Source organism: Lysinibacillus sp. CTST325 (assembly GCF_054665055.1).
The window spans coordinates 910,185-933,415 of sequence record NZ_BAAFHO010000001.1 but is presented as its reverse complement, the minus strand read 5'-3'; the positions used below and the strand labels follow the sequence as shown (position 1 = coordinate 933,415).

At 36.8% G+C, this 23,231-nt stretch carries 41 protein-coding genes; 38 read left to right on the top strand and 3 right to left on the bottom strand.

The window, feature by feature from the left end; genetic code table 11:
- Nucleotides 1-12: 12 nt before the first annotated feature.
- From ACYQ73_RS04790 to ACYQ73_RS04780, 3 genes are all read right to left on the bottom strand, one after another.
- Nucleotides 13-1,119, bottom strand: coding sequence for a tyrosine-type recombinase/integrase (locus tag ACYQ73_RS04790; RefSeq protein ID WP_460011392.1), 1,107 nt, complete (start codon nt 1,117-1,119; stop codon nt 13-15).
- Between the two features lie 11 nt (nt 1,120-1,130).
- Entirely contained in the window at nt 1,131-1,631 is a 501-nt protein-coding gene (locus ACYQ73_RS04785; protein ID WP_460011391.1) for an ImmA/IrrE family metallo-endopeptidase, read from the bottom strand.
- A 108-nt stretch (nt 1,632-1,739) separates the two neighbouring features.
- The gene (locus ACYQ73_RS04780) at nt 1,740-2,141 is read right to left on the bottom strand and encodes a helix-turn-helix domain-containing protein (protein WP_460011390.1); all 402 of its coding nucleotides are present in this window, start codon (nt 2,139-2,141) and stop codon (nt 1,740-1,742) included.
- 143 nt (nt 2,142-2,284) lie between these two features.
- Between ACYQ73_RS04780 and ACYQ73_RS04775 the strand changes: the two genes are divergently transcribed.
- From ACYQ73_RS04775 to ACYQ73_RS04590, 38 genes are all read left to right on the top strand, one after another.
- A complete protein-coding gene (locus tag ACYQ73_RS04775; RefSeq protein WP_460011389.1) occupies nt 2,285-2,506 on the top strand; it encodes a helix-turn-helix domain-containing protein in 222 nt (73 codons plus the stop codon).
- An 18-nt stretch (nt 2,507-2,524) separates the two neighbouring features.
- Nucleotides 2,525-3,250, top strand: coding sequence for an ORF6C domain-containing protein (locus ACYQ73_RS04770; protein WP_460011388.1), 726 nt, complete (start codon nt 2,525-2,527; stop codon nt 3,248-3,250).
- 34 nt (nt 3,251-3,284) lie between these two features.
- The gene (locus ACYQ73_RS04765; RefSeq protein ID WP_460011387.1) at nt 3,285-3,554 is read left to right on the top strand and encodes a group-specific protein; all 270 of its coding nucleotides are present in this window, start codon (nt 3,285-3,287) and stop codon (nt 3,552-3,554) included.
- A 162-nt stretch (nt 3,555-3,716) separates the two neighbouring features.
- Nucleotides 3,717-3,992: a helix-turn-helix domain-containing protein gene (locus ACYQ73_RS04760; RefSeq protein ID WP_460011386.1), complete on the top strand. Its 276-nt coding sequence runs from the start codon at nt 3,717-3,719 to the stop codon at nt 3,990-3,992.
- Nucleotides 3,980-4,237 carry a hypothetical protein gene (locus ACYQ73_RS04755; protein ID WP_460011385.1) on the top strand — a complete coding sequence of 86 codons (258 nt, stop codon included), beginning with the start codon at nt 3,980-3,982 and terminating at the stop codon, nt 4,235-4,237. Before ACYQ73_RS04760 ends, ACYQ73_RS04755 begins: the two co-directional genes overlap by 13 nt.
- A gap of 235 nt (nt 4,238-4,472) precedes the next feature.
- The gene (locus ACYQ73_RS04750; protein ID WP_460011384.1) at nt 4,473-4,604 is read left to right on the top strand and encodes a hypothetical protein; all 132 of its coding nucleotides are present in this window, start codon (nt 4,473-4,475) and stop codon (nt 4,602-4,604) included.
- 121 nt (nt 4,605-4,725) lie between these two features.
- Entirely contained in the window at nt 4,726-4,935 is a 210-nt protein-coding gene (locus ACYQ73_RS04745) for a hypothetical protein (protein ID WP_460011383.1), read from the top strand.
- On the top strand, nt 4,932-5,210 hold the full coding sequence (locus ACYQ73_RS04740) for a hypothetical protein (protein ID WP_460011382.1): 279 nt from the start codon (nt 4,932-4,934) through the stop codon (nt 5,208-5,210). Before ACYQ73_RS04745 ends, ACYQ73_RS04740 begins: the two co-directional genes overlap by 4 nt.
- Before the next feature lie 66 nt (nt 5,211-5,276).
- Nucleotides 5,277-6,215: a YqaJ viral recombinase family nuclease gene (locus ACYQ73_RS04735; RefSeq protein WP_460011381.1), complete on the top strand. Its 939-nt coding sequence runs from the start codon at nt 5,277-5,279 to the stop codon at nt 6,213-6,215.
- A gap of 3 nt (nt 6,216-6,218) precedes the next feature.
- Nucleotides 6,219-7,031, top strand: coding sequence for a recombinase RecT (locus tag ACYQ73_RS04730; protein ID WP_460011380.1), 813 nt, complete (start codon nt 6,219-6,221; stop codon nt 7,029-7,031).
- A 195-nt stretch (nt 7,032-7,226) separates the two neighbouring features.
- The gene (locus tag ACYQ73_RS04725; protein WP_460011379.1) at nt 7,227-7,424 is read left to right on the top strand and encodes a hypothetical protein; all 198 of its coding nucleotides are present in this window, start codon (nt 7,227-7,229) and stop codon (nt 7,422-7,424) included.
- Between the two features lie 77 nt (nt 7,425-7,501).
- A complete protein-coding gene (locus ACYQ73_RS04720) occupies nt 7,502-8,452 on the top strand; it encodes a DnaD domain-containing protein (protein ID WP_460011378.1) in 951 nt (316 codons plus the stop codon).
- Complete coding sequence (locus tag ACYQ73_RS04715; protein ID WP_460011377.1) at nt 8,358-9,413, top strand: ATP-binding protein; 1,056 nt, start codon at nt 8,358-8,360, stop codon at nt 9,411-9,413. The genes ACYQ73_RS04720 and ACYQ73_RS04715 overlap by 95 nt, the downstream gene beginning before the upstream one ends.
- A gap of 39 nt (nt 9,414-9,452) precedes the next feature.
- Nucleotides 9,453-9,638 carry a hypothetical protein gene (locus ACYQ73_RS04710; protein WP_460011376.1) on the top strand — a complete coding sequence of 62 codons (186 nt, stop codon included), beginning with the start codon at nt 9,453-9,455 and terminating at the stop codon, nt 9,636-9,638.
- Nucleotides 9,631-9,951, top strand: coding sequence for a hypothetical protein (locus ACYQ73_RS04705; protein WP_460011375.1), 321 nt, complete (start codon nt 9,631-9,633; stop codon nt 9,949-9,951). The genes ACYQ73_RS04710 and ACYQ73_RS04705 overlap by 8 nt, the downstream gene beginning before the upstream one ends.
- Nucleotides 9,938-10,135: a hypothetical protein gene (locus ACYQ73_RS04700; protein WP_460011374.1), complete on the top strand. Its 198-nt coding sequence runs from the start codon at nt 9,938-9,940 to the stop codon at nt 10,133-10,135. The genes ACYQ73_RS04705 and ACYQ73_RS04700 overlap by 14 nt, the downstream gene beginning before the upstream one ends.
- A 3-nt stretch (nt 10,136-10,138) precedes the next feature.
- Nucleotides 10,139-10,438 carry a hypothetical protein gene (locus ACYQ73_RS04695; RefSeq protein ID WP_460011373.1) on the top strand — a complete coding sequence of 100 codons (300 nt, stop codon included), beginning with the start codon at nt 10,139-10,141 and terminating at the stop codon, nt 10,436-10,438.
- Nucleotides 10,438-10,971: a hypothetical protein gene (locus tag ACYQ73_RS04690; RefSeq protein ID WP_460011372.1), complete on the top strand. Its 534-nt coding sequence runs from the start codon at nt 10,438-10,440 to the stop codon at nt 10,969-10,971. The genes ACYQ73_RS04695 and ACYQ73_RS04690 overlap by 1 nt, the downstream gene beginning before the upstream one ends.
- Nucleotides 10,964-11,152, top strand: a complete 189-nt coding sequence (locus tag ACYQ73_RS04685; RefSeq protein WP_460011371.1) for a hypothetical protein — start codon at nt 10,964-10,966, stop codon at nt 11,150-11,152. Before ACYQ73_RS04690 ends, ACYQ73_RS04685 begins: the two co-directional genes overlap by 8 nt.
- Nucleotides 11,149-11,376: a hypothetical protein gene (locus tag ACYQ73_RS04680; RefSeq protein WP_460011370.1), complete on the top strand. Its 228-nt coding sequence runs from the start codon at nt 11,149-11,151 to the stop codon at nt 11,374-11,376. The genes ACYQ73_RS04685 and ACYQ73_RS04680 overlap by 4 nt, the downstream gene beginning before the upstream one ends.
- Nucleotides 11,373-11,792, top strand: a complete 420-nt coding sequence (locus ACYQ73_RS04675) for a YopX family protein (protein ID WP_460011369.1) — start codon at nt 11,373-11,375, stop codon at nt 11,790-11,792. The genes ACYQ73_RS04680 and ACYQ73_RS04675 overlap by 4 nt, the downstream gene beginning before the upstream one ends.
- Nucleotides 11,785-12,216, top strand: a complete 432-nt coding sequence (locus ACYQ73_RS04670; RefSeq protein WP_460011368.1) for a YopX family protein — start codon at nt 11,785-11,787, stop codon at nt 12,214-12,216. Before ACYQ73_RS04675 ends, ACYQ73_RS04670 begins: the two co-directional genes overlap by 8 nt.
- Complete coding sequence (ssb, locus tag ACYQ73_RS04665) at nt 12,213-12,719, top strand: single-stranded DNA-binding protein (protein WP_460011367.1); 507 nt, start codon at nt 12,213-12,215, stop codon at nt 12,717-12,719. Before ACYQ73_RS04670 ends, ssb begins: the two co-directional genes overlap by 4 nt.
- Nucleotides 12,720-12,912: 193 nt before the next feature.
- Complete coding sequence (locus ACYQ73_RS04660) at nt 12,913-13,038, top strand: hypothetical protein (RefSeq protein ID WP_460011366.1); 126 nt, start codon at nt 12,913-12,915, stop codon at nt 13,036-13,038.
- Nucleotides 13,038-13,646, top strand: coding sequence for a dUTP diphosphatase (locus ACYQ73_RS04655; protein ID WP_460011365.1), 609 nt, complete (start codon nt 13,038-13,040; stop codon nt 13,644-13,646). The genes ACYQ73_RS04660 and ACYQ73_RS04655 overlap by 1 nt, the downstream gene beginning before the upstream one ends.
- Nucleotides 13,647-13,654: 8 nt before the next feature.
- The gene (locus ACYQ73_RS04650; protein WP_460011364.1) at nt 13,655-13,834 is read left to right on the top strand and encodes a hypothetical protein; all 180 of its coding nucleotides are present in this window, start codon (nt 13,655-13,657) and stop codon (nt 13,832-13,834) included.
- 70 nt (nt 13,835-13,904) lie between these two features.
- Nucleotides 13,905-14,186, top strand: coding sequence for a hypothetical protein (locus ACYQ73_RS04645; RefSeq protein WP_460011363.1), 282 nt, complete (start codon nt 13,905-13,907; stop codon nt 14,184-14,186).
- Between the two features lie 10 nt (nt 14,187-14,196).
- Complete coding sequence (locus tag ACYQ73_RS04640) at nt 14,197-14,619, top strand: RusA family crossover junction endodeoxyribonuclease (protein ID WP_460011362.1); 423 nt, start codon at nt 14,197-14,199, stop codon at nt 14,617-14,619.
- Nucleotides 14,620-14,858: 239 nt separating this feature from the next.
- The gene (locus tag ACYQ73_RS04635; RefSeq protein WP_460011361.1) at nt 14,859-15,029 is read left to right on the top strand and encodes a hypothetical protein; all 171 of its coding nucleotides are present in this window, start codon (nt 14,859-14,861) and stop codon (nt 15,027-15,029) included.
- 1 nt (nt 15,030) lies between these two features.
- Nucleotides 15,031-15,363 carry a hypothetical protein gene (locus ACYQ73_RS04630; RefSeq protein ID WP_460011360.1) on the top strand — a complete coding sequence of 111 codons (333 nt, stop codon included), beginning with the start codon at nt 15,031-15,033 and terminating at the stop codon, nt 15,361-15,363.
- Between the two features lie 199 nt (nt 15,364-15,562).
- Nucleotides 15,563-16,051, top strand: a complete 489-nt coding sequence (locus ACYQ73_RS04625; protein WP_460011359.1) for a sigma-70 family RNA polymerase sigma factor — start codon at nt 15,563-15,565, stop codon at nt 16,049-16,051.
- A 560-nt stretch (nt 16,052-16,611) separates the two neighbouring features.
- Nucleotides 16,612-17,187 carry a hypothetical protein gene (locus tag ACYQ73_RS04620; protein ID WP_460011358.1) on the top strand — a complete coding sequence of 192 codons (576 nt, stop codon included), beginning with the start codon at nt 16,612-16,614 and terminating at the stop codon, nt 17,185-17,187.
- Nucleotides 17,188-17,324: 137 nt separating this feature from the next.
- Nucleotides 17,325-18,224, top strand: coding sequence for a terminase small subunit (locus ACYQ73_RS04615; protein ID WP_460011357.1), 900 nt, complete (start codon nt 17,325-17,327; stop codon nt 18,222-18,224).
- The gene (terL, locus tag ACYQ73_RS04610) at nt 18,221-19,651 is read left to right on the top strand and encodes a phage terminase large subunit (protein ID WP_460011356.1); all 1,431 of its coding nucleotides are present in this window, start codon (nt 18,221-18,223) and stop codon (nt 19,649-19,651) included. The genes ACYQ73_RS04615 and terL overlap by 4 nt, the downstream gene beginning before the upstream one ends.
- A 19-nt stretch (nt 19,652-19,670) precedes the next feature.
- On the top strand, nt 19,671-21,176 hold the full coding sequence (locus ACYQ73_RS04605; protein WP_460011355.1) for a phage portal protein: 1,506 nt from the start codon (nt 19,671-19,673) through the stop codon (nt 21,174-21,176).
- Nucleotides 21,163-22,191, top strand: coding sequence for a minor capsid protein (locus ACYQ73_RS04600; protein ID WP_460011354.1), 1,029 nt, complete (start codon nt 21,163-21,165; stop codon nt 22,189-22,191). Before ACYQ73_RS04605 ends, ACYQ73_RS04600 begins: the two co-directional genes overlap by 14 nt.
- Nucleotides 22,191-22,529: a hypothetical protein gene (locus tag ACYQ73_RS04595; protein WP_460011353.1), complete on the top strand. Its 339-nt coding sequence runs from the start codon at nt 22,191-22,193 to the stop codon at nt 22,527-22,529. The genes ACYQ73_RS04600 and ACYQ73_RS04595 overlap by 1 nt, the downstream gene beginning before the upstream one ends.
- 93 nt (nt 22,530-22,622) lie before the next feature.
- Complete coding sequence (locus ACYQ73_RS04590) at nt 22,623-23,231, top strand: phage scaffolding protein (RefSeq protein WP_460011352.1); 609 nt, start codon at nt 22,623-22,625, stop codon at nt 23,229-23,231.

The window sequence follows — 23,231 nt, the reverse complement described above, 5'->3', positions numbered from 1 at the left end:
GCCCCCTAAAGGTTAATTTTTGAGGTAATCTTCAAATTTTTTGAGGGCATTTCTTTCGTGTTCTGGTGTAATGTGCAAATATGTGTTAGCTGTGATGTCTATATTTTTATGGCCTAATCTTGTACTAACAGTTTTAATATCTACACCAGCCTCTAACATCATAACAGCATGTGTATGACGTAATAGATGGGTGGATTTTCTAGGGGTTAAATTAGCATACCTAAGTATATTTTTCATCATATCCTGTGGCTTTGTTTGATAAAACATTTTACCGTTTTCATCCACAAAAACATAATCTGATTTAATATAATTACTTTTGGTTTTTTCGTTTTCTTCTTGCCATTCCTTATAAGCTTTCAATTCACAAGTTAAATCGTCTTCTATAGTAATTGTTCGATAACTTGATTTTGATTTCGGAGGGCCTAAACCTATATTTGTACGTTGCCGATCAACTGTGAGTGTTTTATTTTCAAAATCAATATCTGACCAAAATAAACCTAGAAGTTCCCCACTACGGATTCCAGTATGAAGTAGTGTTATAACCATAACACGTTTAAAAATATCTTCATTTTCGATTGCTTTTAATAATTGTTTTACTTCTTGTTTATTTAAGAAGACCATTTTTTCTTTATTTTCTACTTTAGTGATTTGTATGCCTCTTAATAAATTCTTTTCTAATTCATCATGTTCCACGGCGCTGTTTGTAATTGCCATCATTTCACCATGAATACGATCTACAGTATTTTTCGAATAATCATATTCGAATAATAATTCATTAATGAATAATTGATAATCAGCGCGTTTAATTTTATTTAACTTATAACCTCTAAATCTTTGTATTAATTTAACTTGTCCATTTTTAGCTGTTACATTACTGGATTCTCTTCGGTGTTGATTATTCATTTTATTATGAACTTCTAACCAATCTTCAAAAAGAATCTCACCTTTTCTTAAATTTTCGATACCACCTATAACGAGTTTCTCTTCAACTAAAACAGCTGCAGCTCTAGCCTCTGCTCTAGTTTTAAAACCACCCTTTGATATTTCTTTTTGTTTACCAGCATCATTGTATTTAATTCTGTATTCCCAACAGTTACCGCGTTTTCGAAAATAAGCCATAGTATCACTCCTTATATGTAATCAATAGAAGGACTATTAATATGTTCAATTATTTCTAGAAAGTGATTGTTTAAATAATGGTCTAATCTTTTTTTTGCAAATTCATAGTCTACCTTAAATAATATACAAATTGTAATAATAGCTTCCTTTTTATTTTTAGGAAGGTTGATATTATTTAACATGAAAGTAGGTACACACGCTTGAAAGGCAAAGTTATTTGCTTTCCACTCCTGGTACTCTCTAAACAAATAGTGAGTTTTGGTTTGATTACCAGAATGAGAGATTGAATGACATAATTCATGACAAAATTCTTGCCATTGTTCCTCTTCTGATAATCGTGAATCTATATAAATTATGTTGTCATAACTTACTGAGTCACAAGGTAAATAAACTACTATAAAGCCAAGCCTAGGAGCAATTATTCGTGGATCTAAATGTTTTGGTTTTGTTACTCCTATTCCAGTGTATAGTTCTCTAATGTAGTCTTCTAAATGAGTATAAACAAAAGTCATATAGTATCCCTCTTTTACAAACGTATGTTCTTATGATATTAACAAAAAAATCCACCACTGAAAAGGCGAATTTTTAAATGTCTGGAAAGTCTACATAACAATGTAAAATTACTTCTTATTTTCTTGTTGCTTTTTCCATACCTCATAATATATTTCGAACTGCTCTAAGGCATCAATCATATTTTCTGGTTGGTTTTTAAAAAACAGATTTTCTCTAGTCAAAAAGAAATCGATAACTTCTTTTTGGTACGCATTAAGATTGTTGTAATCTTCATCTGAGATACCAGCTTGTGTATGTAAAGAATCTTTATCGTTGGTTCTGCCTAGAATGTAATCTACAGACACATTATAAAAATCAGCTAATTTACTTAAGGTATCGAAATCAGGTTGTGTTGATGATGTTTCATAACGAGCATATGTTGATCTGTTTAATGTGAGGCGGTCAGTTAATTCTTTTTGAGATAAACCTTTTTCAGTACGTAATTTTTTTAATATCTCACCATATTTCATACAATACGCTCCTTTCTATTCTATATATTATAAGTGAATTTTTTGCACATTAAATATTTTGTGAAAAAAATACACAAAATGTATTGACTGTGCAAAAAATGCACGATATACTATGTGTAAGAAATGCACAAGGAGGTACTGAAATGTTTCCAGAAATTTTGAAGAAACAACGCAAATTACTAGAATTATCTCAAGAACAAGTAGCGATTTTAGTCGGAATAGAACGTTCGTATTACACTAAAATCGAAAACGGACTACGCCCGAGTGTAAAAGTTGCACAAGCAATTAGTAGAGAATTAGGGATCGAATGGACCATTTTTTTTAATGAAAATTGTGCAAAAAATGCACAACAAAAAACTGCTTAAATACAAAGGAGAATAATTATGAATCAATTACAAATCATCGTACATGACAATCGACGAGTACTAACAACAACACAAATTGCTGAAAGTTACGAGACTGAAAACAAAGTCATTTCTAACAACTTTAATCGTAATAAGGATCGTTACAAAGAAGGTAAACATTATGTTGCATTAACTGGTGAATGCAAACGTGAATTTTTAAACCTTCATCAAATTGAGGATGGTTCTAAAAATGCTCAAGTTCTTTATCTTTGGACTGAAAAGGGTGCATGGTTACATGCTAAATCTCTTAACACAGATAAAGCATGGGATGCTTATGAAATGCTGGTGGACAATTATTACAAAATAATTGAAGAAAGTAATCAAGATCCGGTAGAACTAGCACTCCAAACATCGCTTAAAAACTACCAAGAAATAAAATCAATCAAAGGTGATGTTGATTTACTTAAAAGCTCAATGCGTATTGACGGTACACAAGAGTATGCACTCAACTCCCAGGGTAAAGCTAAAGTTTTGGAAGTACTTGGTGGTTACGAGTCTAAAGCATATAAAGAAATCGGTAAGAAAGTCTTCATTCAATTATGGCGAGATTTTAAAAATTATTTCCGATTACCACGATACAGTGAATTACCAAAATCTAAGTTTGAAGAGGGTGTTTATTTTATAAGTAAATGGCGCCCGTCAACAGCTATAGAAATCGAAATTGAAAAATGTAATAAACAAACTCATTTGAAATTAGTTCAATAAAAGAATAACCAAGTAATTTCTGGAGGTGTCATACATGATTCAAGTTCAAGTAGACGAACAACTAGTGATTGATATGGCTCGTGATGCAATTAACACCAAATTACAAACAATTGAATCTGAATTTGTATTTTGGGATTTAAAAACTCTATGTGAGAAAACGTGCATGTCACGCAGTTTTGTATTAGAAACATTCTTCTTTTTGCCAGATTTCCCAAGACATAAAGTCGGTACTAAATGGGTGATTCCAGCAAAAGAAGCAAGTGAATTTTTACTTAAATGGTTGAAACAACAACCAAAATCATAGGAGAGGCCAGGGCAAATGGCCTCAATCAAACTACCAATCTAGTAGAAATCATAAGAGGTTGGGGCAACAACCTCTTATCTCAATATTAAAGCTAACTTAATAGAGAAACAATGCAATGGATGCATAATATGCGCAAACTGCATAAAAAAAGGGTGAATATATATGAACTTAGACGTTGGAGGACTAATCAAAAAGTGTCGTAAGCAAGCGAAGCTTTCGCAGGAGGCGTTTGCAGATATGATGCACACTACACAATCAACGATTAGCCGTATAGAACAAAATATTATTACATGCGAGGCGACATTTTTAGCTAAAGCAGCAGCAATTACAAACTCGCAGGACGTTGTAATAGCAGCATTATTTAGCGCTGATGTAGCAACGCAATTTTTACAAACAGTACCAATGTTTATCGGAGGTTTATTCAATTGGATGCTTTAGAACAAGTAAATAATCAAATCGAACGTGAGCAAGTATGTATCGATGATCTATTAGAAGAAATCAAAATATATGTACAAAAAGGTCAAATCAACAGAGCGATACAACGAGACAAGGACCTACACAATTCGTTAATACAACTCGGAAAACTGCATGAGCGTAAACGGTTATGGTTGACGGCAACAGAATTAAATCTTCAAGGAAAAAAAGCGAAGGTGGTGAAGAAGGTTGTGGAAATGGCTAGATAACTATTTTTACTTGCCGGATGACGATGTACCGGAATCACACAGAAAATTTTGTATCGGTGCCGCAATAACGATGTTGGTTATCGTAGTACCAGTGATTGTCACATGCTGGCAATAAAAAAGCTGCTTAATCGGATGCAACGATTAAACAGCGGACAACATATACAAGTCTAGTATACCACAAGGAGGTCATAAAGTGGACGAAATCATAAACAATCTTAAAAACGAAGCATGAGCTTTGTATGAAATATATGCAGTAGATCGTGAAAGTAACATAGCACTAGCGATAAATAGCATCATCGATGCAGTGAATGTATTAGAACGTAAAGCATACGGTCAAGCCATGACAACGGTGTATGACCTTAAATAAGACGTTTGCGAGTTATCTCGCTCTCGTCAAGCAGTTCATAATCCTCCTCATTTCATTGGTCTGGTTAGCCAAATACATTATGAGCTGCTTGATGGGATGCCATCAGAAAGAAGGTGAAAACATGAGTATTGCTCAATTTAAGCCAAAGATGCCAGAAGTATATCTAGACACAGAGGTGTTTGAAGAACGTTTTGCTGAGTATGACATTATCAGTGAGTTTACTGGAATCATTTATACGCTAGTGGCTATTGAGAACAATGTACGTTACACAAGCTTTGTAACAGCATCTTATGCGGAAGTATTACGAAAGCAGAAGGAGGCAATTGCGTGAACTTACTTTTAGAAAATCCAATAGTACTTGGTCGAATCGAGCATCCAATGCCTCCTTATGAGCCAACTGTGAGCTTCGAAATGCACGATGATTTTGGTAGTTTCATAGCTTCTGGGGACGTGTATTTCGAAATCGGTGATGTGATCGTACACATCGACAACATTAGTGATTACTTAGCTACTGGATATAGGGATGAAACAACTTATGACATGACTGATTCTGAGGTTATTGCTTACGTGGAGGAGCATTATGGCTTTGCTCATACAAAAAAATAAACCACTTGGCAGAGTGGCTTAAAGAAAATCATTTTTACCATCATATCACGAAAGGAAGTAATTTGCATGGTTTTAGCAAAAATTTCAACTGCTGATATGAGTCGTGGCGAGTGGTTAGACGCTCGTCGCGCTGGTATCGGTGGGTCAGATGTTGGAGCAATTATGGGCTTTAATCAATATAAAAGTGCTTATCAGGTGTTCTTAGAAAAGACAGGTCAATATTACGAAGAAGTTGATAACGAATCTGTTTATTTCGGGAATGCATTAGAAGATTTTGTTGCTCAAGAGTTTGCCAAGCGTACAGGAAAAAAGGTGCGTCAATTAAATAAAATGTTGGTCCATCCTGAACATGATTTCATGCTTGCTAACCTTGACCGAGTGGTTGTAGGTGAAAGAGCTGTACTTGAATGTAAAACTGCTAGTGAATATGTAAAGGATGCTTGGGAAGGTGATGAAATACCAGCAAGTTATTTATGCCAAGTACATCATTATCTTGCTGTTACAGGCTTTGAAAAGGCATATATCGCTGTTTTAATTGGAGGCAATAAATTTGTCTGGAAAGAAATTGAGCGTGATGAGGAATTTATACAAATTCTTATCGAACGAGAAAAAGACTTTTGGGAGAATCACGTTTTAAAAGATGAAGCTCCACCAATTGATGGATCCGATGCAACAAATGACTTAATCAAAAAGATGTACCCGGAAGATGATGGTACGGCAATCATGCTCACAAAAGACGATGATGTGCTACTGGATGCTATCGATTCCATTTCAAGCGAAATTAAAGCGTTAGAGCAGCAAAAGCAAGAGTATGAGAATCAGTTAAAGCTCAAGCTTGAAAACGCTACAGAGGGGCACTCTCAACGTCATAAAGTGACATATAAAACGATTACTTCAAATCGTGTTGATAGTAAACGACTGAAAGTAGAGGCCCCTGATGTATATGACAAGTTCATTAAACCGTCATCTTCACGACGACTGACTATTAAAAAAATGGAGGCTTAATAAATGGCTACTACAAATGAATTAAAAGTAAAGTCACAAAATCAAGTACAAAAACAGGTTTCTCCCGAAGCATCATTAAATACTTTGTTAAAAAAGATGGGTCCTGAAATTAAACGTGCTTTACCAAAGCATATGGATGCTGATCGAATAGCTCGTATTGCGTTAACAGCAGTTCGAACAACACCAAAGCTTCTAGAATGTGACCAAATTAGTTTTGTAGCTGCGCTTATGCAATCGGCTCAGCTAGGTGTGGAACCAAATACAGGGCTAGGACAAGCGTATTTAATCCCTTACGGTAAACAGGTTCAATTCCAACTAGGTTATAAAGGATTAATCGATTTAGCTGTACGTAGTGGGCAATACAAGGCGATTTATGCCCATGAAGTGTACCAAGAAGATGAATTTTCATACTCTTACGGCTTACACAAGGATTTAGTACATGTTCCTTCGCAGAACCCAGAAGGCGAGCCAGTCGGCTACTACGCTGTATATCACTTGAAAAATGGTGGATACGACTTTGTTTACTGGACTAGAGAACGTATTGAAAAGCATGCACATAAGTTCTCGCAAGCTGTTCAGAAGGGTTGGACTAGCCCTTGGAAAACCAACTATGACGCAATGGCTAAAAAGACAGTACTAAAAGAAGTATTAAAGTATGCTCCTAAATCAATCGAGCTGCAAAAGGTTGTTGAGGCTGATGAAACTATTAAAACAGAGGTTTCTGAGGATATGAGCGATGTTATCGATGTAACGGATTACTCAGTTGTTGAAGAAGAAAATCAACAAGATCAAGGTGAAATAATCATTGAACAGTAACGTACCAAACAAAGTCCTTCTGCCTGCTTGGATATTCCAACAGGCGAAGGATAACGATGAACTCAGACGCTTGGTGCTGCAATACATGACTAGGTATCCAAACTATAGGGTGCTCAAGGTTAGTGGTAGTTTCGCGGTTTGTGAGCGAGTTGATGGGTTTTTATAAAAAGATTTTTTAAGGAAGGATGAATTTAAATGGATCTTAAAGAGACTAAAGAAATTATTCACGCAGGATTAGCGTGGGCGAATTGGACGGATGAACAACAAACAGCAATGCGCGAAGCATTGAAGTGTATTCATCTAGTAGAGCAAATCAGGGGTGAAGCAGAAGAATTATACGCCGAAGAAATTGATCTATCAGATTTTGGTGAACGTGTGCTGAACATTATTTAACTGAACAATTTTGGACTTTGTTAATAAGTCTATGGTTAGAAATTTGAATATTGCGACATGAGGAGAGGCGAGGGCAAATGGCTAAATACAGATACGTCTACACAACTTTTTGGAACGATCCTCGTGTAGTTGAGGAAATGACAGCAGAGGATAAATACTTCTTCTTGTATTTGCTGACAAATGAAAGTACGACTCAAATTGGGATCTATCAAATTACCAAAAAGCAAATAGCGTTTGATATGGGTTACTCAATGGAAAGTGCAGGAGCATTACTACAACGTTTTAGAGACCATCACAAGATCATTAAATACAATGATGAAACTCGTGAAATAGCTATTAAAAACTGGGGGAAATACAACTTGAATCGTGGGGGCAAACCGATTCTTGATTGTGTGAAATCAGAACTAAAAGAAGTGAAAGATACTTCACTAATTCAATGGGTAGGCGAAGGAATCTCGAATGATTCTATACGTATCGTCTACGAGTCGTACTACGATACGTCACACGATACGTATAACGTTACGTCAGGAAATGAAGAATCCAGTAATGATGCGGGTTCTTACGATACGTCAACGATACGTGGACAAAAAGAAAAACAAACAGAAAAAGAAAAACAAAAAGAAAATAAAAAAGAAAAACAAACAACTGGAAGTGAAGTTGGTCAGTCGGTTAGTAGTTCTTCTGATTTTGCTAGATTAATTGAATTTACAAATCAAAACATTACACCAGTTCTTCCAACTATTGCTGAACACCTTGGTTATATCTTAGATGACTTCAAAGACGTGGATTTAATCTTAGCAGCATTACAAAACGCGGTATTAAATAATGCTCGAAACAAAATCAAATATGCAGAAGGTACATTGATCAACTGGCGCAAGGACATGGTTACTACTTATCAGCAATTGCAATTAAAAACTAAGGAGGCTCAACAGGATGGAAGCGATCAGCGAAGTATTCCAACAGATGATGCAAAAAAATCCTCAATTAGAGCAGAGAATGAGAGACGCGCAAAACTCGCTGGGCTCTAGAGGTATCGAGTGCGCAACTACTCCTAGTGATGCATGTCCTAACAAGAAATGTGATGGTAGTGGTTTCCTTTGGTATATCGACTACCACAAGAAAATGCATCCAGAAAAAGTTGCTGAGGATATTAGAAAGTACAGAGAGTTATACGCTGTTGCACATGAAGCGAACGACCAACAGGAGATGGATCGTATTAATTCTATCTTGGTTGACTTGAAAAAAGAATCTGAGTGGTGGGAAAAGTGCGATTGCCATGAACAAAAGAAAAAAGAGCAAGAGATTGCTAGAAAGCTAGATTTGTCGGGTATGCCTGAGAAGTTTAGAAAAGCTAAAGTACATGGTTTTAAAGTGGATGTTTACACTCAACAAGTTTCAAGAACAGACGCTGCACTTGCTAAAAAAATCGCTACTAACTTTATTGAAAAATATAAAGAGATTGAACCAGGCAAAGGACTTTATTTCTACAGCACAACAAAAGGCGCTGGTAAAACCCGTCTATCCTGCAGTATCGGAAATGCATTAATGACTGTTTATGGACAAGCAGTTGTTTATATGAAAGCTTACGACCTTTTCTTGCAAATTCGTAAGACTTTCAATAAAAACAGTGAAACTACAGAAGATGAAATTTTAAAACTTTATCGCACAGCAGATGTACTAATTATTGATGATATTGCTGTTGAAAACCCTTCTGACTTCGCTGAACGAGTTTTATACAACATCTTGGATTATCGAATGGATAACTTTAAAACAACCATAATCACGTCAAATAAGACAATTGAAGAGTTAGCAGATTTATATAAATTACGAGATTCCAAAGGACAAATTGTTGAGGATGGGGATCGAGGAGAACGTATAAAAAGCCGTATCAACAAAATGTGTTATCAGGTCAACATGCCGGAGGAATCAGTAAGGGATATCGAAGCACAGCAAGAGAACAACGCTTTCGAACAGATTTTATTCAAATAGATAGAGGGGCGCACAGCCCCTTGATTGGAGGGTGAAGGGATGGATAAAAAATATCGGTACTTTGTATCGTTTTCTCATAACACGGGATTTGGAAATGCAGAGATAAGACGAACAACACCAATTCAAAACATTAGCGACATCGTTGAGGAAGGTAGAAATATAGAACGAAATAATTATTTTCCTGATGAATCAGTTGTAATCATTAATTTTCAATTATTTGAATGAATTGGAGGGTGAAGGAATGTTTCTACAACAAGTTAAAGTGAAGAATTTTGCTGAATCAAAGAAGGTTTATGGCACTCGGTATGGTGGTCGTAAATTATACACTTATGCAAACGAAAATCCTAATGACATATTCAATATCATTGGTGTCACATCGATTAAAGAGGGTGTCACAGAGCATGACGGAGAATACGGTTATCAGTTCAATCAAAGTAAAAGCCATAAAGTTTATATCGTTGCAAAGAGTATTGGAAGACGATTCAAAGTATTGCCAGAAGATATCGAGTTGGTAGGTGAGCCAAATGTCCAATCCTAATCCGTTCTTAGGTGTCGTTGATTTCTTAGCGAAGATGGGTGAAGCCTACCGTGAGTTGGAACTGAACGAACTCATGACCGAGCTTGAGGACTTCAACAAACGAAATTACAAAGATGCTGCTATCGATGTCGCTTTGGCTACTGGCGACCGTGAGGCTTTTAACAAATTGGTGGGGAGTGAATGAGTGATGCACATTTTCGAAAAGAAAATAAAAGAAACAATCAGAGTAATTCATAACAATTTAGATGAAATGCATGAAAACATTGAATCGTTAAAACATAAAGGTTTTTCAGGGAACACACGTTATAGCATGGCTGGTATTCAATTAGTGACAGAAGATATTGGCAATGTATGGGACGATGAGGAGTTTGTATCTAGACATCCGGAAGTAGAGGTGCAGTATCCGAAAGAAAATAGTTATTTCCATACACAACCATACATTTATGTCACAGAACATGAGCGTGAGATATATGAGGAGGATGAGTGATGGATCAAAAACAGTTGAATGCCATTAAAGAACGTGTGGCGAATGCTACACCGGGACCGTGGGTAAGTGAAGAAACAGCAGAAGGACATATCGATATATTAAGTCCTAATGAATATTACACCATTTGCCAAACTCAAAACGAAAATATTGATTGCTTGAATGAAGGTAATACAGAGTTTATTAAACATTCGATAACGGATGTGACAGCTCTTGTTGTAGAGGTTGAGAGGTTACGAGAAATGCTTAGAGGTACACGAAAAACTGTACGTCTAAAAGTAAAAGAAGTTAAAACATTGCAAAATGCATGCAAGAAACATAAGGCAAAGCAAGAAGCACTTGAATTTCAATTGAAAGTATCTATCAGGCATGCAGAGGAATTAGATGAGGAACTAGAATCCGAGGTTGCCGAAAATGAACAATTACGTAAAGCACTAGAAAAAATCATGGAAGTAGAAGCACCTATCATGGAAGGTTGTGAAACGTCTGCTTACAAAATTGCTCGTCAGGCATTAGGTGGTGAAGCTCATGAATGAACAATTCCTAATCGATCAAATCATATTGCATTCACAGCTGTATAAAAAATACCAGTACAAAGAAAACGAAATAGGGTTTTATCAAAATCTAGAGGCTTTACGAGTGCTGAAAGGTATTGGTACACAAGATGAAGCATTGGATTATGTAATTGCAATTACGGAAGGGGTGAAGGCAGCATGAGTGAAAAATTAAAGCGTTGTGAAGCTTGTAAAGAAACATTTGGTTGGAGAGACGACGTAGTTCTTGTGAATGATGAAGTATATCACAAAGATTGTGTAGATCTTTATCCAACTGGATATTATGCAATGTTGGACGGAGAGCCATTAGGAGAAACGGAAAATGAGGATGGAAGTATGGCTTTTGACATTCTATGTGAAGGTGAATATGAGGAGGAGTCGGCATGAGGGTAATTAAGTTTCGAGCATGGTTTAAAGATAAAAATGAGATGCGTACAGTTGCTATGAACAATGTTTATGAAGGCAACTCATCATTTTTATATCTGTCACCAATGCCAGGAAGTAACTTTGAGGTAATTGATGTAATGCAATATACAGGTTTAAAAGATAAAAACGGTGATGAGATTTATGATGGCGACATAGTGTTGCGCAAAGGCTTCAAATATGAAATTAAATTCGAAATAGGTAGCTTTATGTTGATTGGACATGATGTAGATATGTACCAGGAGTTCGTGAATTGTTGGAATGATAATGTATATCCTTTATCTCAATTGTATTGGGAGAACGGCGATGACGAAAACTGGATAAGTGACCTAGAAGTGATAGGAAATAAATACGAGGGGAAGTTGAAAGGTGATGAGTAGAGAGATTAAGTTTCGGGCTTGGGATAAAACATACAACTTTATGTCTTATAAAGTGCTTGTAGGTAATACAGATTCAAAAGATGAAAATTACACAGCCCACTGTATGTGGATAGAGCCAGAAAACGTGGATTATGACCGAGAACCGGGTTGGATGCATTTTGATGAACATTCGGATGTAATTCTCATGCAATACACAGGCCTAAAGGACAAGAATGGCAAGGAGATTTATGAGAGGGATATTGTAAAAGTTGAAATACCTGTCGTTTCAGTTAATGAGGATTTTATTGGTCGAGTTGAAATGTTCGAAGGTCGATGGTGGATTGATAATGGATGTGACGCTATTCCTTTATGGTCAGAGACTAATGAAATTTCAGTATTAGGTAACATATTCGAAAATCTTGAATTGCTGGAGGTTTTAATATGATTAACCGTGTCGTGTTAGTTGGCCGACTTACAAAAGATCCTGATTTACGGTTTACTCCGAACGGCATCGCATCATGTCGCTTCACAGTGGCGGTCAATCGTACATTCAACAAAGAGGGTGAAGAAAAACAAGCTGATTTTATCCAGTGCGTTGCATGGCGTAAAAATGCTGAGAATCTAGCGAACTTCATGAAGAAAGCCAGCTTAATAGGTTTGGAGGGCAAAATCCAAACCGGCAGCTATGAAGGGCAGGATGGCAAGCGTGTATACACTACTGATGTTGTAGCCGACAGCATTCAGTTTTTAGAACCACGTTCAAACGGCACAGGAGGCTCACAGGGCGCATCAAACTACGAATCTAGTACAAATACAGGTGGACCAAATCAAGGGGCTCCACAAGGGCAGAATTACGGTAATAATCAACCAAGTTATACAAGGGTCGACGAAGATACGTTTGCAAATACGAAGGCACCGAATGTATCAGAGGATGATTTGCCTTTCTAAATAAAAATCGAGGTGATACACATGGCGACATTAAGAAAAATCACCAAGGCTAGGACATCACGAGAATTAGATCGATTGATTGCTGATGATATGGAGAGAGGTTGGAATGTTGCAAGTAAAGTTAATCATTTTCCTTATCATTCAAGACCATATCAAATATTAATGACATTCTGTACAGAGAGGGATTGAGGTTATGAAAAAAGGCAGCGAGATGTTTACGAAAGTCAAAATACTCAAGTTACGTGGTGAAAAACCTACTGTTATTGAATTTAATGGTGAACGTTATGTAAAAGATAATCGAAATGTTGGAGGTAAATAATGATCTTAACAGAACTTTTTAAAACACAAGCAGAACTAGACGAGCACATCATGCAGGAGCATCCAGAGTTACGAGGGCAGAACAATCTTGACTGGAAGCTATTAGCGCTACAGGTTGAACTAGGTGAATGCGCAAATGAATGGCGAGGGTTTAAAAAGTGGAGTAAGGACCAGGAGCCAAGGACAAAAATTGAGCATTTATGTGTGCAGTGTGATGGAGAAGGACAAATATCCTCCTTAAATCTCATCCTCCAAGAAATATATGAAGAATGTGAGGATTGCAAAGGCACTGGAAAAATCGGAGAATCAAATCCACTCCTTGAGGAATACGTTGACTGCTTGCATTTCATTTTGAGTATTGGGTTGGAGTTACAGGTTAGTTTTAATTCTGTTTATTCATCTACACCTTTTATCTTTGGTAATGATATTACGAAGACATTTATTCATCTAATTAGTGATGCATCTATGAAAACAGAAAATGAATTCTCCATATACGTAAATCATTTCATATATCTTGGAGAAATACTTGGCTTCACATGGGATCAAGTCGAAGAAGGTTACTATGCTAAGAATAAGGTCAATCACGCTAGACAAGCAAACGGTTATTGAGGTGCAACATGAACGAATACGCACTCTTCAAAGGTGAACAAATGGTAGCTGTAGGAACAGTAGAGGAAATAGCAGAAGAACGTGGAGTGAAACCTGGAACAATAAAATTCTACATGTCAAGGGTTTATCAAAGACGTGCTAAAAGTGAAGTAAATAATAGATTACAACTCATTAAACTTGAGGATTAAATACACGCTGCTGGTAGAACGGCATTAGGGTGTTTTATCAGCATACTGAGTGCTAACAGGAGGTTATAAAATGTCAGAAGAATTAAAGACGGGGTGGGTTTTGCAACTCAAAGAAGAATATCAAGAAAGTGGCTGTAGGTATCAGTATTACTGCGATGAAGCCGATGATCAATTAACAGACGACTTAACGCAAGCAGACTTATACATTGATAAAGAACAGTGCATAAAAGAAATGAAGGCGCATGAACAATTTATAAAGGCGAAATTCGGAGAAGATGCTATTTGTAATGTGGGCTACACAAACATGATGAAGCATTTTGAATTCGTGGAAGTAGAGTATTCGGATAGCTAGGAGGGCAAACATGAACGTACTCAAAATTGAAATACCTGGGGTCATACAACCTCAAGAAAGACCTCGATTTAGCAGACGTGGCAAGAAGGTAGTCACACATGATGCACCGAAGAGTAAGGACTTCAAAGACTTTGTAAAGCTCGTAGCATATCAATATAAGCCGTCAGAATTGATTACAGAGCCAATTAAACTAAAAGCTGATATTTATCTCATGCCACCAAAGAAATACCATACAGGGCCAAAGAGAAAGCTTATAGCGAGTGGTGAATTACGGCCCACGACAAAGCCTGATCTAGATAATTTGATTAAGGGTATTAAGGATGGGTGCAACAAGATTATTTGGCATGATGATTCACAAGTTGTTGAGATGACCGTGAGGAAGTTCTATTCAGAGCAACCCAGAGCTGAGGTGACGATTGAATGGGGTGCTTAACAGTTCGCAAGGAAGTTAAACAGCGTAGAGCAAGGTTAATCAATCAACAGGACCACATAGCTTTCCTGGAGTGCAAAGGGTGCCCGAAACGAAAAGCTTATGATCCTACCAAGAAATGCGGAAGATGCAAGACTTATAGGCAACTACGGAGTATCGGGAAAGAGCTTGAGCAGATTAGTAAGATTCGTAGATGGTCTAAGTGAACTTTAGAAAGAAATTGTGCAGGAAGGAGGATATTCATGGGGTGGCAATTAACATTTCATTTCGAAGGTTTTCCAAAAATAAGTATGTGTGGTTTTGTTACAGCGTTAAACGAAAAGAAAGCGATTGAAAAATTCAAATCAGATTACCCGAACTTAGCAAGCTGCATCATTACAGAAGTAATTCAATATGAGGAAGGGAGCAAGTGAAATGAATAAGCAAAAACATGTATTACACAATTTAAAAATCGGAGATATTATTCGATTTCCTAATGATGAATTTGATTATGTAGTACGTCATGTGGGGTTACGTTTTGTATTTGCTGGTTCTGATTGTGGTTGCGTATATACAGTGATTGATAAAAAGGAAGAAGTATTAGCGTCAACAACAATGCTATTTGATGAATTAGCTAACTTTACTGTAGAAGGTAATGCACAAAAACTAGAAATACTTTTAACTAATAGCGAACGTGAGTTATCAAAACGTTATCGAGATACGTTTAAGGACTTTAACTATTACAAAGGCAAAGTGATTCCAGCGTAAGCTACTGCACAATATGAGGAAAGTGCGCATTTAAAAACATTTGGCACTACAGGCGGTGAGCCGATGGTGACTGAGAAAACTGTTCAAAAATAAGTAAAAGAAAAAGCCGCAGCGTTTGCAGACGTTACAGCTCAGAATTGGTTATGCCCTTTGAATAATGGCTTAGTCAGATAAGTTATTATAACAGGAGGCTACCAATATGGGCAAACATGGGCAAAATGTTAAAGAAGTATGGTCAGAAGAAGATATTGATTATCTAGTGAAAAACTATCGCTTCTGGAAGAAAGAAATTATTCGTTTAGAAAGAGTTTTATATGGTGGATCAAGTTCAATGGGTTCATGGGGCGTAGCACAGTATGGAATAGATGCAGTAATGCCAAAAGGCAGTTCTATTCGAAGTGCTGAAGAACTCAAAAGAATGGATGTACGAGAGCGTGGTCAAATAGCACGACTAGAAAAGTTGCGTACTTATGTATACGCATTGGAAGTGGCATACAATCTTATTGAGGATGAACAACTTACAACGATTTATGATTGCTTACTTGATGGTATGACGTATAGACAAATTGCAGAGCATCTATCAACATCAAAGGATTATGTGAGATTAAAGAAACAAGTTATCTTTAGCCAAATTAGCCAAAATAGCCAAGTAAGTACTATTTTGACCTACGAAAAATTAGCAGTGTAAAATGGAGGGGAGGTCGGACAGGTAAATGTTTCTTCCCTTGGTATTTATAAAATCCTAAATATTAGGGAAAGACAGACCGACGACCGACCTGCGCCTCATAAACTTGTTCGAGGCAAGACATACACGGCCGGCCCATATTTTTTTAAGAGATTAGGTATCTTAATTAATATAAAAGGCTAAAAATTGCTGAAGGAGTGGTTTTTATGTGAACTTCGTCCACTTTCCGTAATTCAGTTAAACTTACTAAAACAAACTTACCCTTTTGGGACAAGTGCACGGAAATGCACTATAAAATAAAACACAATTCGCTTTACAATAATAACGTGGTGCAGCTCTACCACGGTTCTAAAAGTGAGCTAACTCGACAATTAAATATTTTTACTATGTAGAGCCTTACACCTAGCACGGTAAGGCTTTTTATTATGCTTTGAAAACTGCATCAAACAGCCAAAACCTTACGAAATGAGAGGGCAGAGTTTGGTGTGGTTTTGAAAGTGAAATTTGTAGAAAATTGTTCCAATTAAATTCTTTTAATCGTATTATTATCAATAGGTGATTTTATGAAAAAATGGGTTTTTGAATGGGCAATATTAATATGGACTAGTTTATTAGTGTTACTGATTACTGGTTGGGTAATGATTGAATTCTATGACTGGAAGGATACTATAGTCGCTGCAATTATAGCTTTTGTTGGTGCTGTTATTGGTGGTTCTATAACATTGATAGGTGTTAATTTAACAATTCATAACTCTAGGTTAGATGCAAAGCGTAAAGAAGCTAAGCTAGAATATATCAAGTTGCATCAGTTATCTAAGATGCTTGATAAATTATGCGCTGAAGTAAGCTTTAATCGAATGGAGGAGCGTTATGAAATTGGTGAGATTGTAAATAAGTTAATAAAAAGAATATCTGTAGAAAGCGATATTTTTTTAATTAGTTTAGAATCTATAGAAATACATAGCTTGATTATAGAATTTGATGAATATCTTGAATTTTTATCCGAAAGGTACTATTACGAAGGTGAAGTAGATGGAATGTCGGATCATGATATTTTCTTCGATATGTTAAAAAAATTCAAATTTCTGGAAGATGAAATTAAAACAAGAATTCTAGAGTTAAAAAAGTATTTAAACTAAACATCCTTCGGGGTGTTTTTATTTTGCCTTGAAAAGTGAGTATCGAGCAGATTCCTCCCCTTTGACTGCTGGGCAACGGTACTTACTTTTGAGAGTGAAATACATAACTGATATGTTGGAGGTGGTGTTTATGAGATATGGCTAATTGGGATGAAATGCAGAAAGAGTGGGAAACCACAAAGATTACACTTGCTGATCTTGCTGAGAAACATGAGATAAAGCTTGGTACATTGAAGAGCCGAAAAAGCCGTGAGAAATGGTCGAGGGATGCAACCAAAAAGGATGCAACCAAAACATCGAAGGTTGCAACCGTAAAAGAGGATGCACCCAAGGACGAAGTTGTCTATTTTACTGATGATGACGAAAGTGGCTTAAATGACAAGCAACGGCTATTTATTGCGTATTACGTGAAGTGTTGGAATGCTACAAAAGCATATCAGAAGGCTTATGGTTGTGATTATATAACTGCTAATGTAAATGGGCCGAGGTTGCTAGGAAATGCTAGTATTCGGGAAGAAGTCGTCAAAGCTCGGGATGCTTTAACAAATGAAGCATTACTCGATAAACGAACACTCATTCAAAAATGGATTGACATAGCATTCGCTGATATTACGGACTATGTTAAGTTCGGTAGGCAAGAAGAAGTTGTGTATAGAGAAGATGGTCAGCCTGAAATTGATATGAATGGCAACGTTAAGACGTACGCTTTCAACTATGTACATTTAAATGAATCAGCTGAGGTTGATGGAACGCTTATTACAGAGGTTAAGCAGGGCAAGGATGGCATTAGTGTTAAGCTTGCTGACAAGATGAAAGCACTTGAGTTCTTGTCGAAGCACATGGATTTACTTAATGAAAATGAACGTAAGCAGTTACAGAACGAACAGTTGAGATTCTCTAATGAAGGTAAACGCATCGAAATAGAACAATACCGAAAAGACAACGTGGTTGGCACAGAAGGTAATAAATACTCCTACATGACACCAGAACAACGTCGCGAAGCAATAGAACGATTGAAAGGGATGACGAAGCAATGAATGGAGAACAAGCAGAAATCGAACTACTAGACGCACTCATTGAAGAACGAAAATACCTTTCTCAGCAATCGTTTTGGGAGTACTGCAAGACGCGAGCGCCTGATTTCTACATTGATGGACGTATACACTTAGAAACTATTTGTGAGACGTTACAGGCATTGTATGAAGGTCGTTTGCTTAACGAGGAAGGCATACCATACGAAAACATGATCATGAACATCCCTCCTCGGCACGGTAAGTCACGTACACTCATTCATTTTTGCGAATGGGTGTTAGGTGATAGGCAACAGAATCGTATTATCACAGCATCTTATAACGAGGATTTAGCAACAGTATTCAGTCGCTATACTCGTGATGGAATAAGCGAAGAAAAGGTATATCCTCATGAAATCGTTTATAGTGATATATTTCCTAATGTGAAGGTCAAAAAGGGTGACTCCTCTTATCGTCAATGGGCGTTAGAAGGGCAACATTTCAATTATAAAGGTGCTGGTCTTGGTGGTTCAATTACAGGTAAGGGTGGTAATATCCTAATCGTTGATGATCCTATTAAGAACGCTGCTGAAGCTCAAAACGAAAATGCTTTAGATAAACAGTGGCAATGGTTCACTGACACATTTCTTTCTCGTCAGGAGCAAACAGATCGCTCAATTAAAATCGTTAATATGACGAGATGGAGTAAAAAGGACATTTGTGGTCGTATCCTTGATGGGAAACGTGCTAACGAATGGTATGTGTTAATGATGCCAGCGATGGACGATGAAGGAAATATGTTATGTCCTGAGTTGCTGAATAGAAAGAACTTTGATGCCTTAGCCGACTTTATGGACGAGGCTATTTTAAATGCCAACTATTATCAGCAACCACTAGACCTCAAGGGTCGATTGTACAAAGCGTTTAAGACTTATGACGGTGACTTACCTACATTTAAATCCATTCAAAACTACACGGATACAGCAGATACAGGGGATGATTACTTATGTAGCGTTGTATATGGTGTTACGTTTGATAACGAGGCTTACGTATTAGATGTGCTTTACACAAAAGATCCTATGGAAGAAACAGAGCCAGCTACAGCTAAAATGTTATACGACAACAAAGTAAACCATGCTTACATCGAATCAAACGGTGGTGGGCGTGGTTTTGCTCGTTCTGTAGAGAAAGAGTTGATGGAGAAACACAACAGCAACTACACATATATCGAGCCATTCCATCAATCAAATAACAAAATAGCTCGTATTTTATCTAACTCAACATGGGTGATGAATCACATTTACTTCCCGATTAACTGGAAAGATAAATGGCCGGATTACTACAAGGCGATGACAGAGTATCAGCGTGAGGGTAAAAACGCACACGATGACGCACCTGATGCTACTACTGGAGTTGCTGAATTTGTGGGTAGTGGAAGCCCTTATGATTTTTAAATAAAGTGAGGTGAATAGCGTGGCAGGATTTTTCCCGTTTCAGGGTGTTAGTACTGAAAGTGATAGATTGAAAGGCATTATTGAAGATGGTGCCAAGAAAGGTATTTCACATAAAAAGCAATTAGAGTTAGAAATAGCTCAATTTAAAACGTCAAGAGAACGTGAATGGATGCTCATTGGTGATAAGTACTTTGAAGGTGAACAGGATATTCTAACTCGTAAACGTAAAATACTAAATGACAAAGGCGAATTAGAGGAAGTGAACAACCTACCAAACAACAAACGCTTAGATAATCAATATGCTAAGTTAGTTGATCAAAAGGTAAATTACCTGTTAGCAAAGCCATTAACCATCAAAACAGAAAATAAAGAGTATCAAAAGGCATTAAAACTAGTGCTAAATAAACGTTTTCATAAGACTTTTCGATATCTAGGAGAAAACGTATTAAACCATGGCTTATCGTGGCTCTATCCATACTATAACGAGCTTGGACAGTTCACGTTTATGCGATTACCAGCATATGAAATCATTCCATTTTGGAAAGATAACGAAAAGACTATCTTAGATTATGCGGTTCGTGTCTATAGTGTTGAAGAATGGAAAGGCGATAAAAAAGAAATCATTGAAAAGGTTGAGATTTACACTCTAGAAGGAATCGAAAGATATATTTTAGATAGCGAAAAACTTGTTCCAGATGTCGAAAGAGGAGAGTTTGCTACTTACCTTACAGCTAAAACAGGTGACAAGGTTACAGGTCTCAATTGGGAACAAGTACCCCTTATTCCATTCAGATATAACAATCGTAATATTCCATTAATAAAGCGTGTAAAAAGCTTACAGGACGGCTTTAATGAAATTCTTTCAGACTTTAATAACAATATGCAAGAGGATGCTCGAAGCACTATTTTGATTATCCATAACTATGATGGACAAGATTTAGGGCAATTCCGTAAGAACCTTTCGCAATATGGAGCTATTAAAGTACGTACAACGGCAACAGGTAAAGATGGCAAGGTTGAGACTCTGCATATAGAGGTTAATAAAGATAACTATGAATCTATTCTTAAGCTTTTGAAAAAGGCTATTATCGAAAATGGACGAGGTTATGATGCTAAAGATGATCGTATGAGCAATAATCCTAATCAAATGAACCTTCAATCAATGTATTTAGATATTGATTTAGATGCGAATGGAATAGAAACTGAATTCCAAGCATCATTTGAGGAATTGCTTTGGTTTATCGATAAGCACCTCGAACATAAAAAGCTTGGAAAGTTCGAAGATATAGAAGTAGAGATCATTTTCAATCGCGATATTTTAGTCAATGAATCAGAGGTTATTGATAACATTAATAAATCAACAGATTTATCACATGAATCTCGAGTAGAACAGCATCCATATGTTACTGATGTGCCTTTGGAGTTAAAACGTAAAAAGAAAGAACAGCAAGAACAAATGAATATGTATGATAACTACGAAACCACTTTCCAACAAAAGCAAGGTGAGTTAAATGGCCAAGAGTAGAGATTATTGGCGAAAACGTTTCGAGATGTTGGAGCAAGCGCAGCATGAAAAGAGTGAAAGCTATTATAAAGACCTTGAAAAAGCTTATATCAAGACAATGCAAGAAATTGAAAAAGATATCGCTCGATGGTACCGACGTTTTGCCGATAACAATGAAATGACTCTTGAAGAGGCAAAACAGCAACTAAAGAGTGAGGAATTAGAAGAGTTCCGATGGACAGTCGAAGAATACATCGAATATGGCAAAAAGAATGCACTTAATCAGAAGTGGATGAAACAACTTGAAAATGCATCCTCTCGTGTCCATATAAGCCGTTTAGAGAGTTTGCAACTACAACTTCAACAACATGTAGAAGAACTGTATGGAGAGCAAATTGAAGGTTTTCAGAAGCTAACGAAAGATGTATATCAAACACAGTACTATCACACAGCATTTGAGGTGCAGAAATTTTTTGAAATTGGTTTTACTCTACAAGCACTTGATGAAACAAAGCTAACCAAAATAATTAGCAAACCTTGGACTGCTGATGGTCAGACATTTAGTCAAAAGATTTGGCGCGATCGTAATGTGTTGCTTGATACACTGCACACTGAATTAATTCAATCGATGGCTCGTGGCGAAGCTCCGGACCGTATGATTAGTTCAATAGCCAAAAAAATGAATACCTCACGTTCCAACGCTGCTCGTCTAGTTATGACCGAATCAGCGTTTTTTAGTGCTACTGCTCAAAAGGATGCATTTGGTGAACTAGATGTTGAAAAGTACGAGATTATCGCTACTTTGGACAGCCGAACAAGTAGTATTTGTCAATCAATGGACGGTAAGGTGTTTAAACTAGCTGATTTCATGCCTGGCGTTACTGCTAATCCTTTTCATCCGAGATGCAGAACTACTACAGCACCATGGTTTGAAGATGACTACAGCCAACGAATAGCTCGTGATAAGGACGGCGAGGTGTATTACATTAATTCGAACATTAAATATCCAGAGTGGGAAGCGAGGTTTGTTGCGTAATGAAATTCATTAAAATTAAACTTAAAAGTGAGTACGATATGAAAATCGAAAATATCGTATCTGTAACCGAAGAGGAAAAAGGGATACGTGTTCATACAGCGGAAGGGTGCGAGTTTTTTGCGCCATATGAAAATGTTTTGTATTATTCTAAATCTGCAGAGCGACAACTATCGTTAGATATAGACGAAGTTATTGACAGATTTTCTAAGAAAGTAGAAGAAAGTTTAAAAGAAATTCAGGATGAATCACCACAAATAACAATTAATTGTTCATTATCAAAAGATGATATTGAAGAATTAAAAAGCTATGGGGCATTAGAAATCAAAAAGCCTTCATAGCTTTTATTTTGGTCTTTTTAAAGGCTAGACCATAAAGAAGCGTACACCACCAACAGGCACAGACCTGTATAAAAATGTATGGAGGTTATGGAAATGGAATGGTTACGAGCATTATTACAAGAACAAGGTGTATCAGATGAACAAATTGAAAAAATCGTTGCAAGTGCAGCGAAGGAATCACCAAAGCATGTGATCCCTAAGGATAAATATAACGAGTTGTCGACTGCTAAGAATTTGCTTGAATCTCAATTACAGGACCGAGATGTCCAACTTACTGATTTACAAAAGCAAGTTAAAGGCAACGAGGAGCTAGAAAACACTATCAAAGAACTTCAACAGGCAAATAAAACGGCTACAGAAAAATATGAAGCTGACATGCATGCTCAAAAAATCGAGAGTGCAATTGATTTAGCTTTAACTGGTGCAAAGGCTCGAAATTTAACTGCTGCTAAAGCTTTGTTAGATCGTGAAGGATTATCTCTAGATAAAGATGGTAAAACGGTAATTGGTTTAGAGGACAAAGTAAAAGCCCTGATTGAAAGCGAAGATACAAAATTTATGTTTGCGTCTGATGAAACAGTTATCACAGGTACAACACCAGGAGGGCAGCCAGGTGGCGGAGGGAGTCCGATTGATACCTCAACAATGACTTACTCCCAATTAGTTGCCTATCAAGAGGCTAATCCCGAAGCAAAAATATAA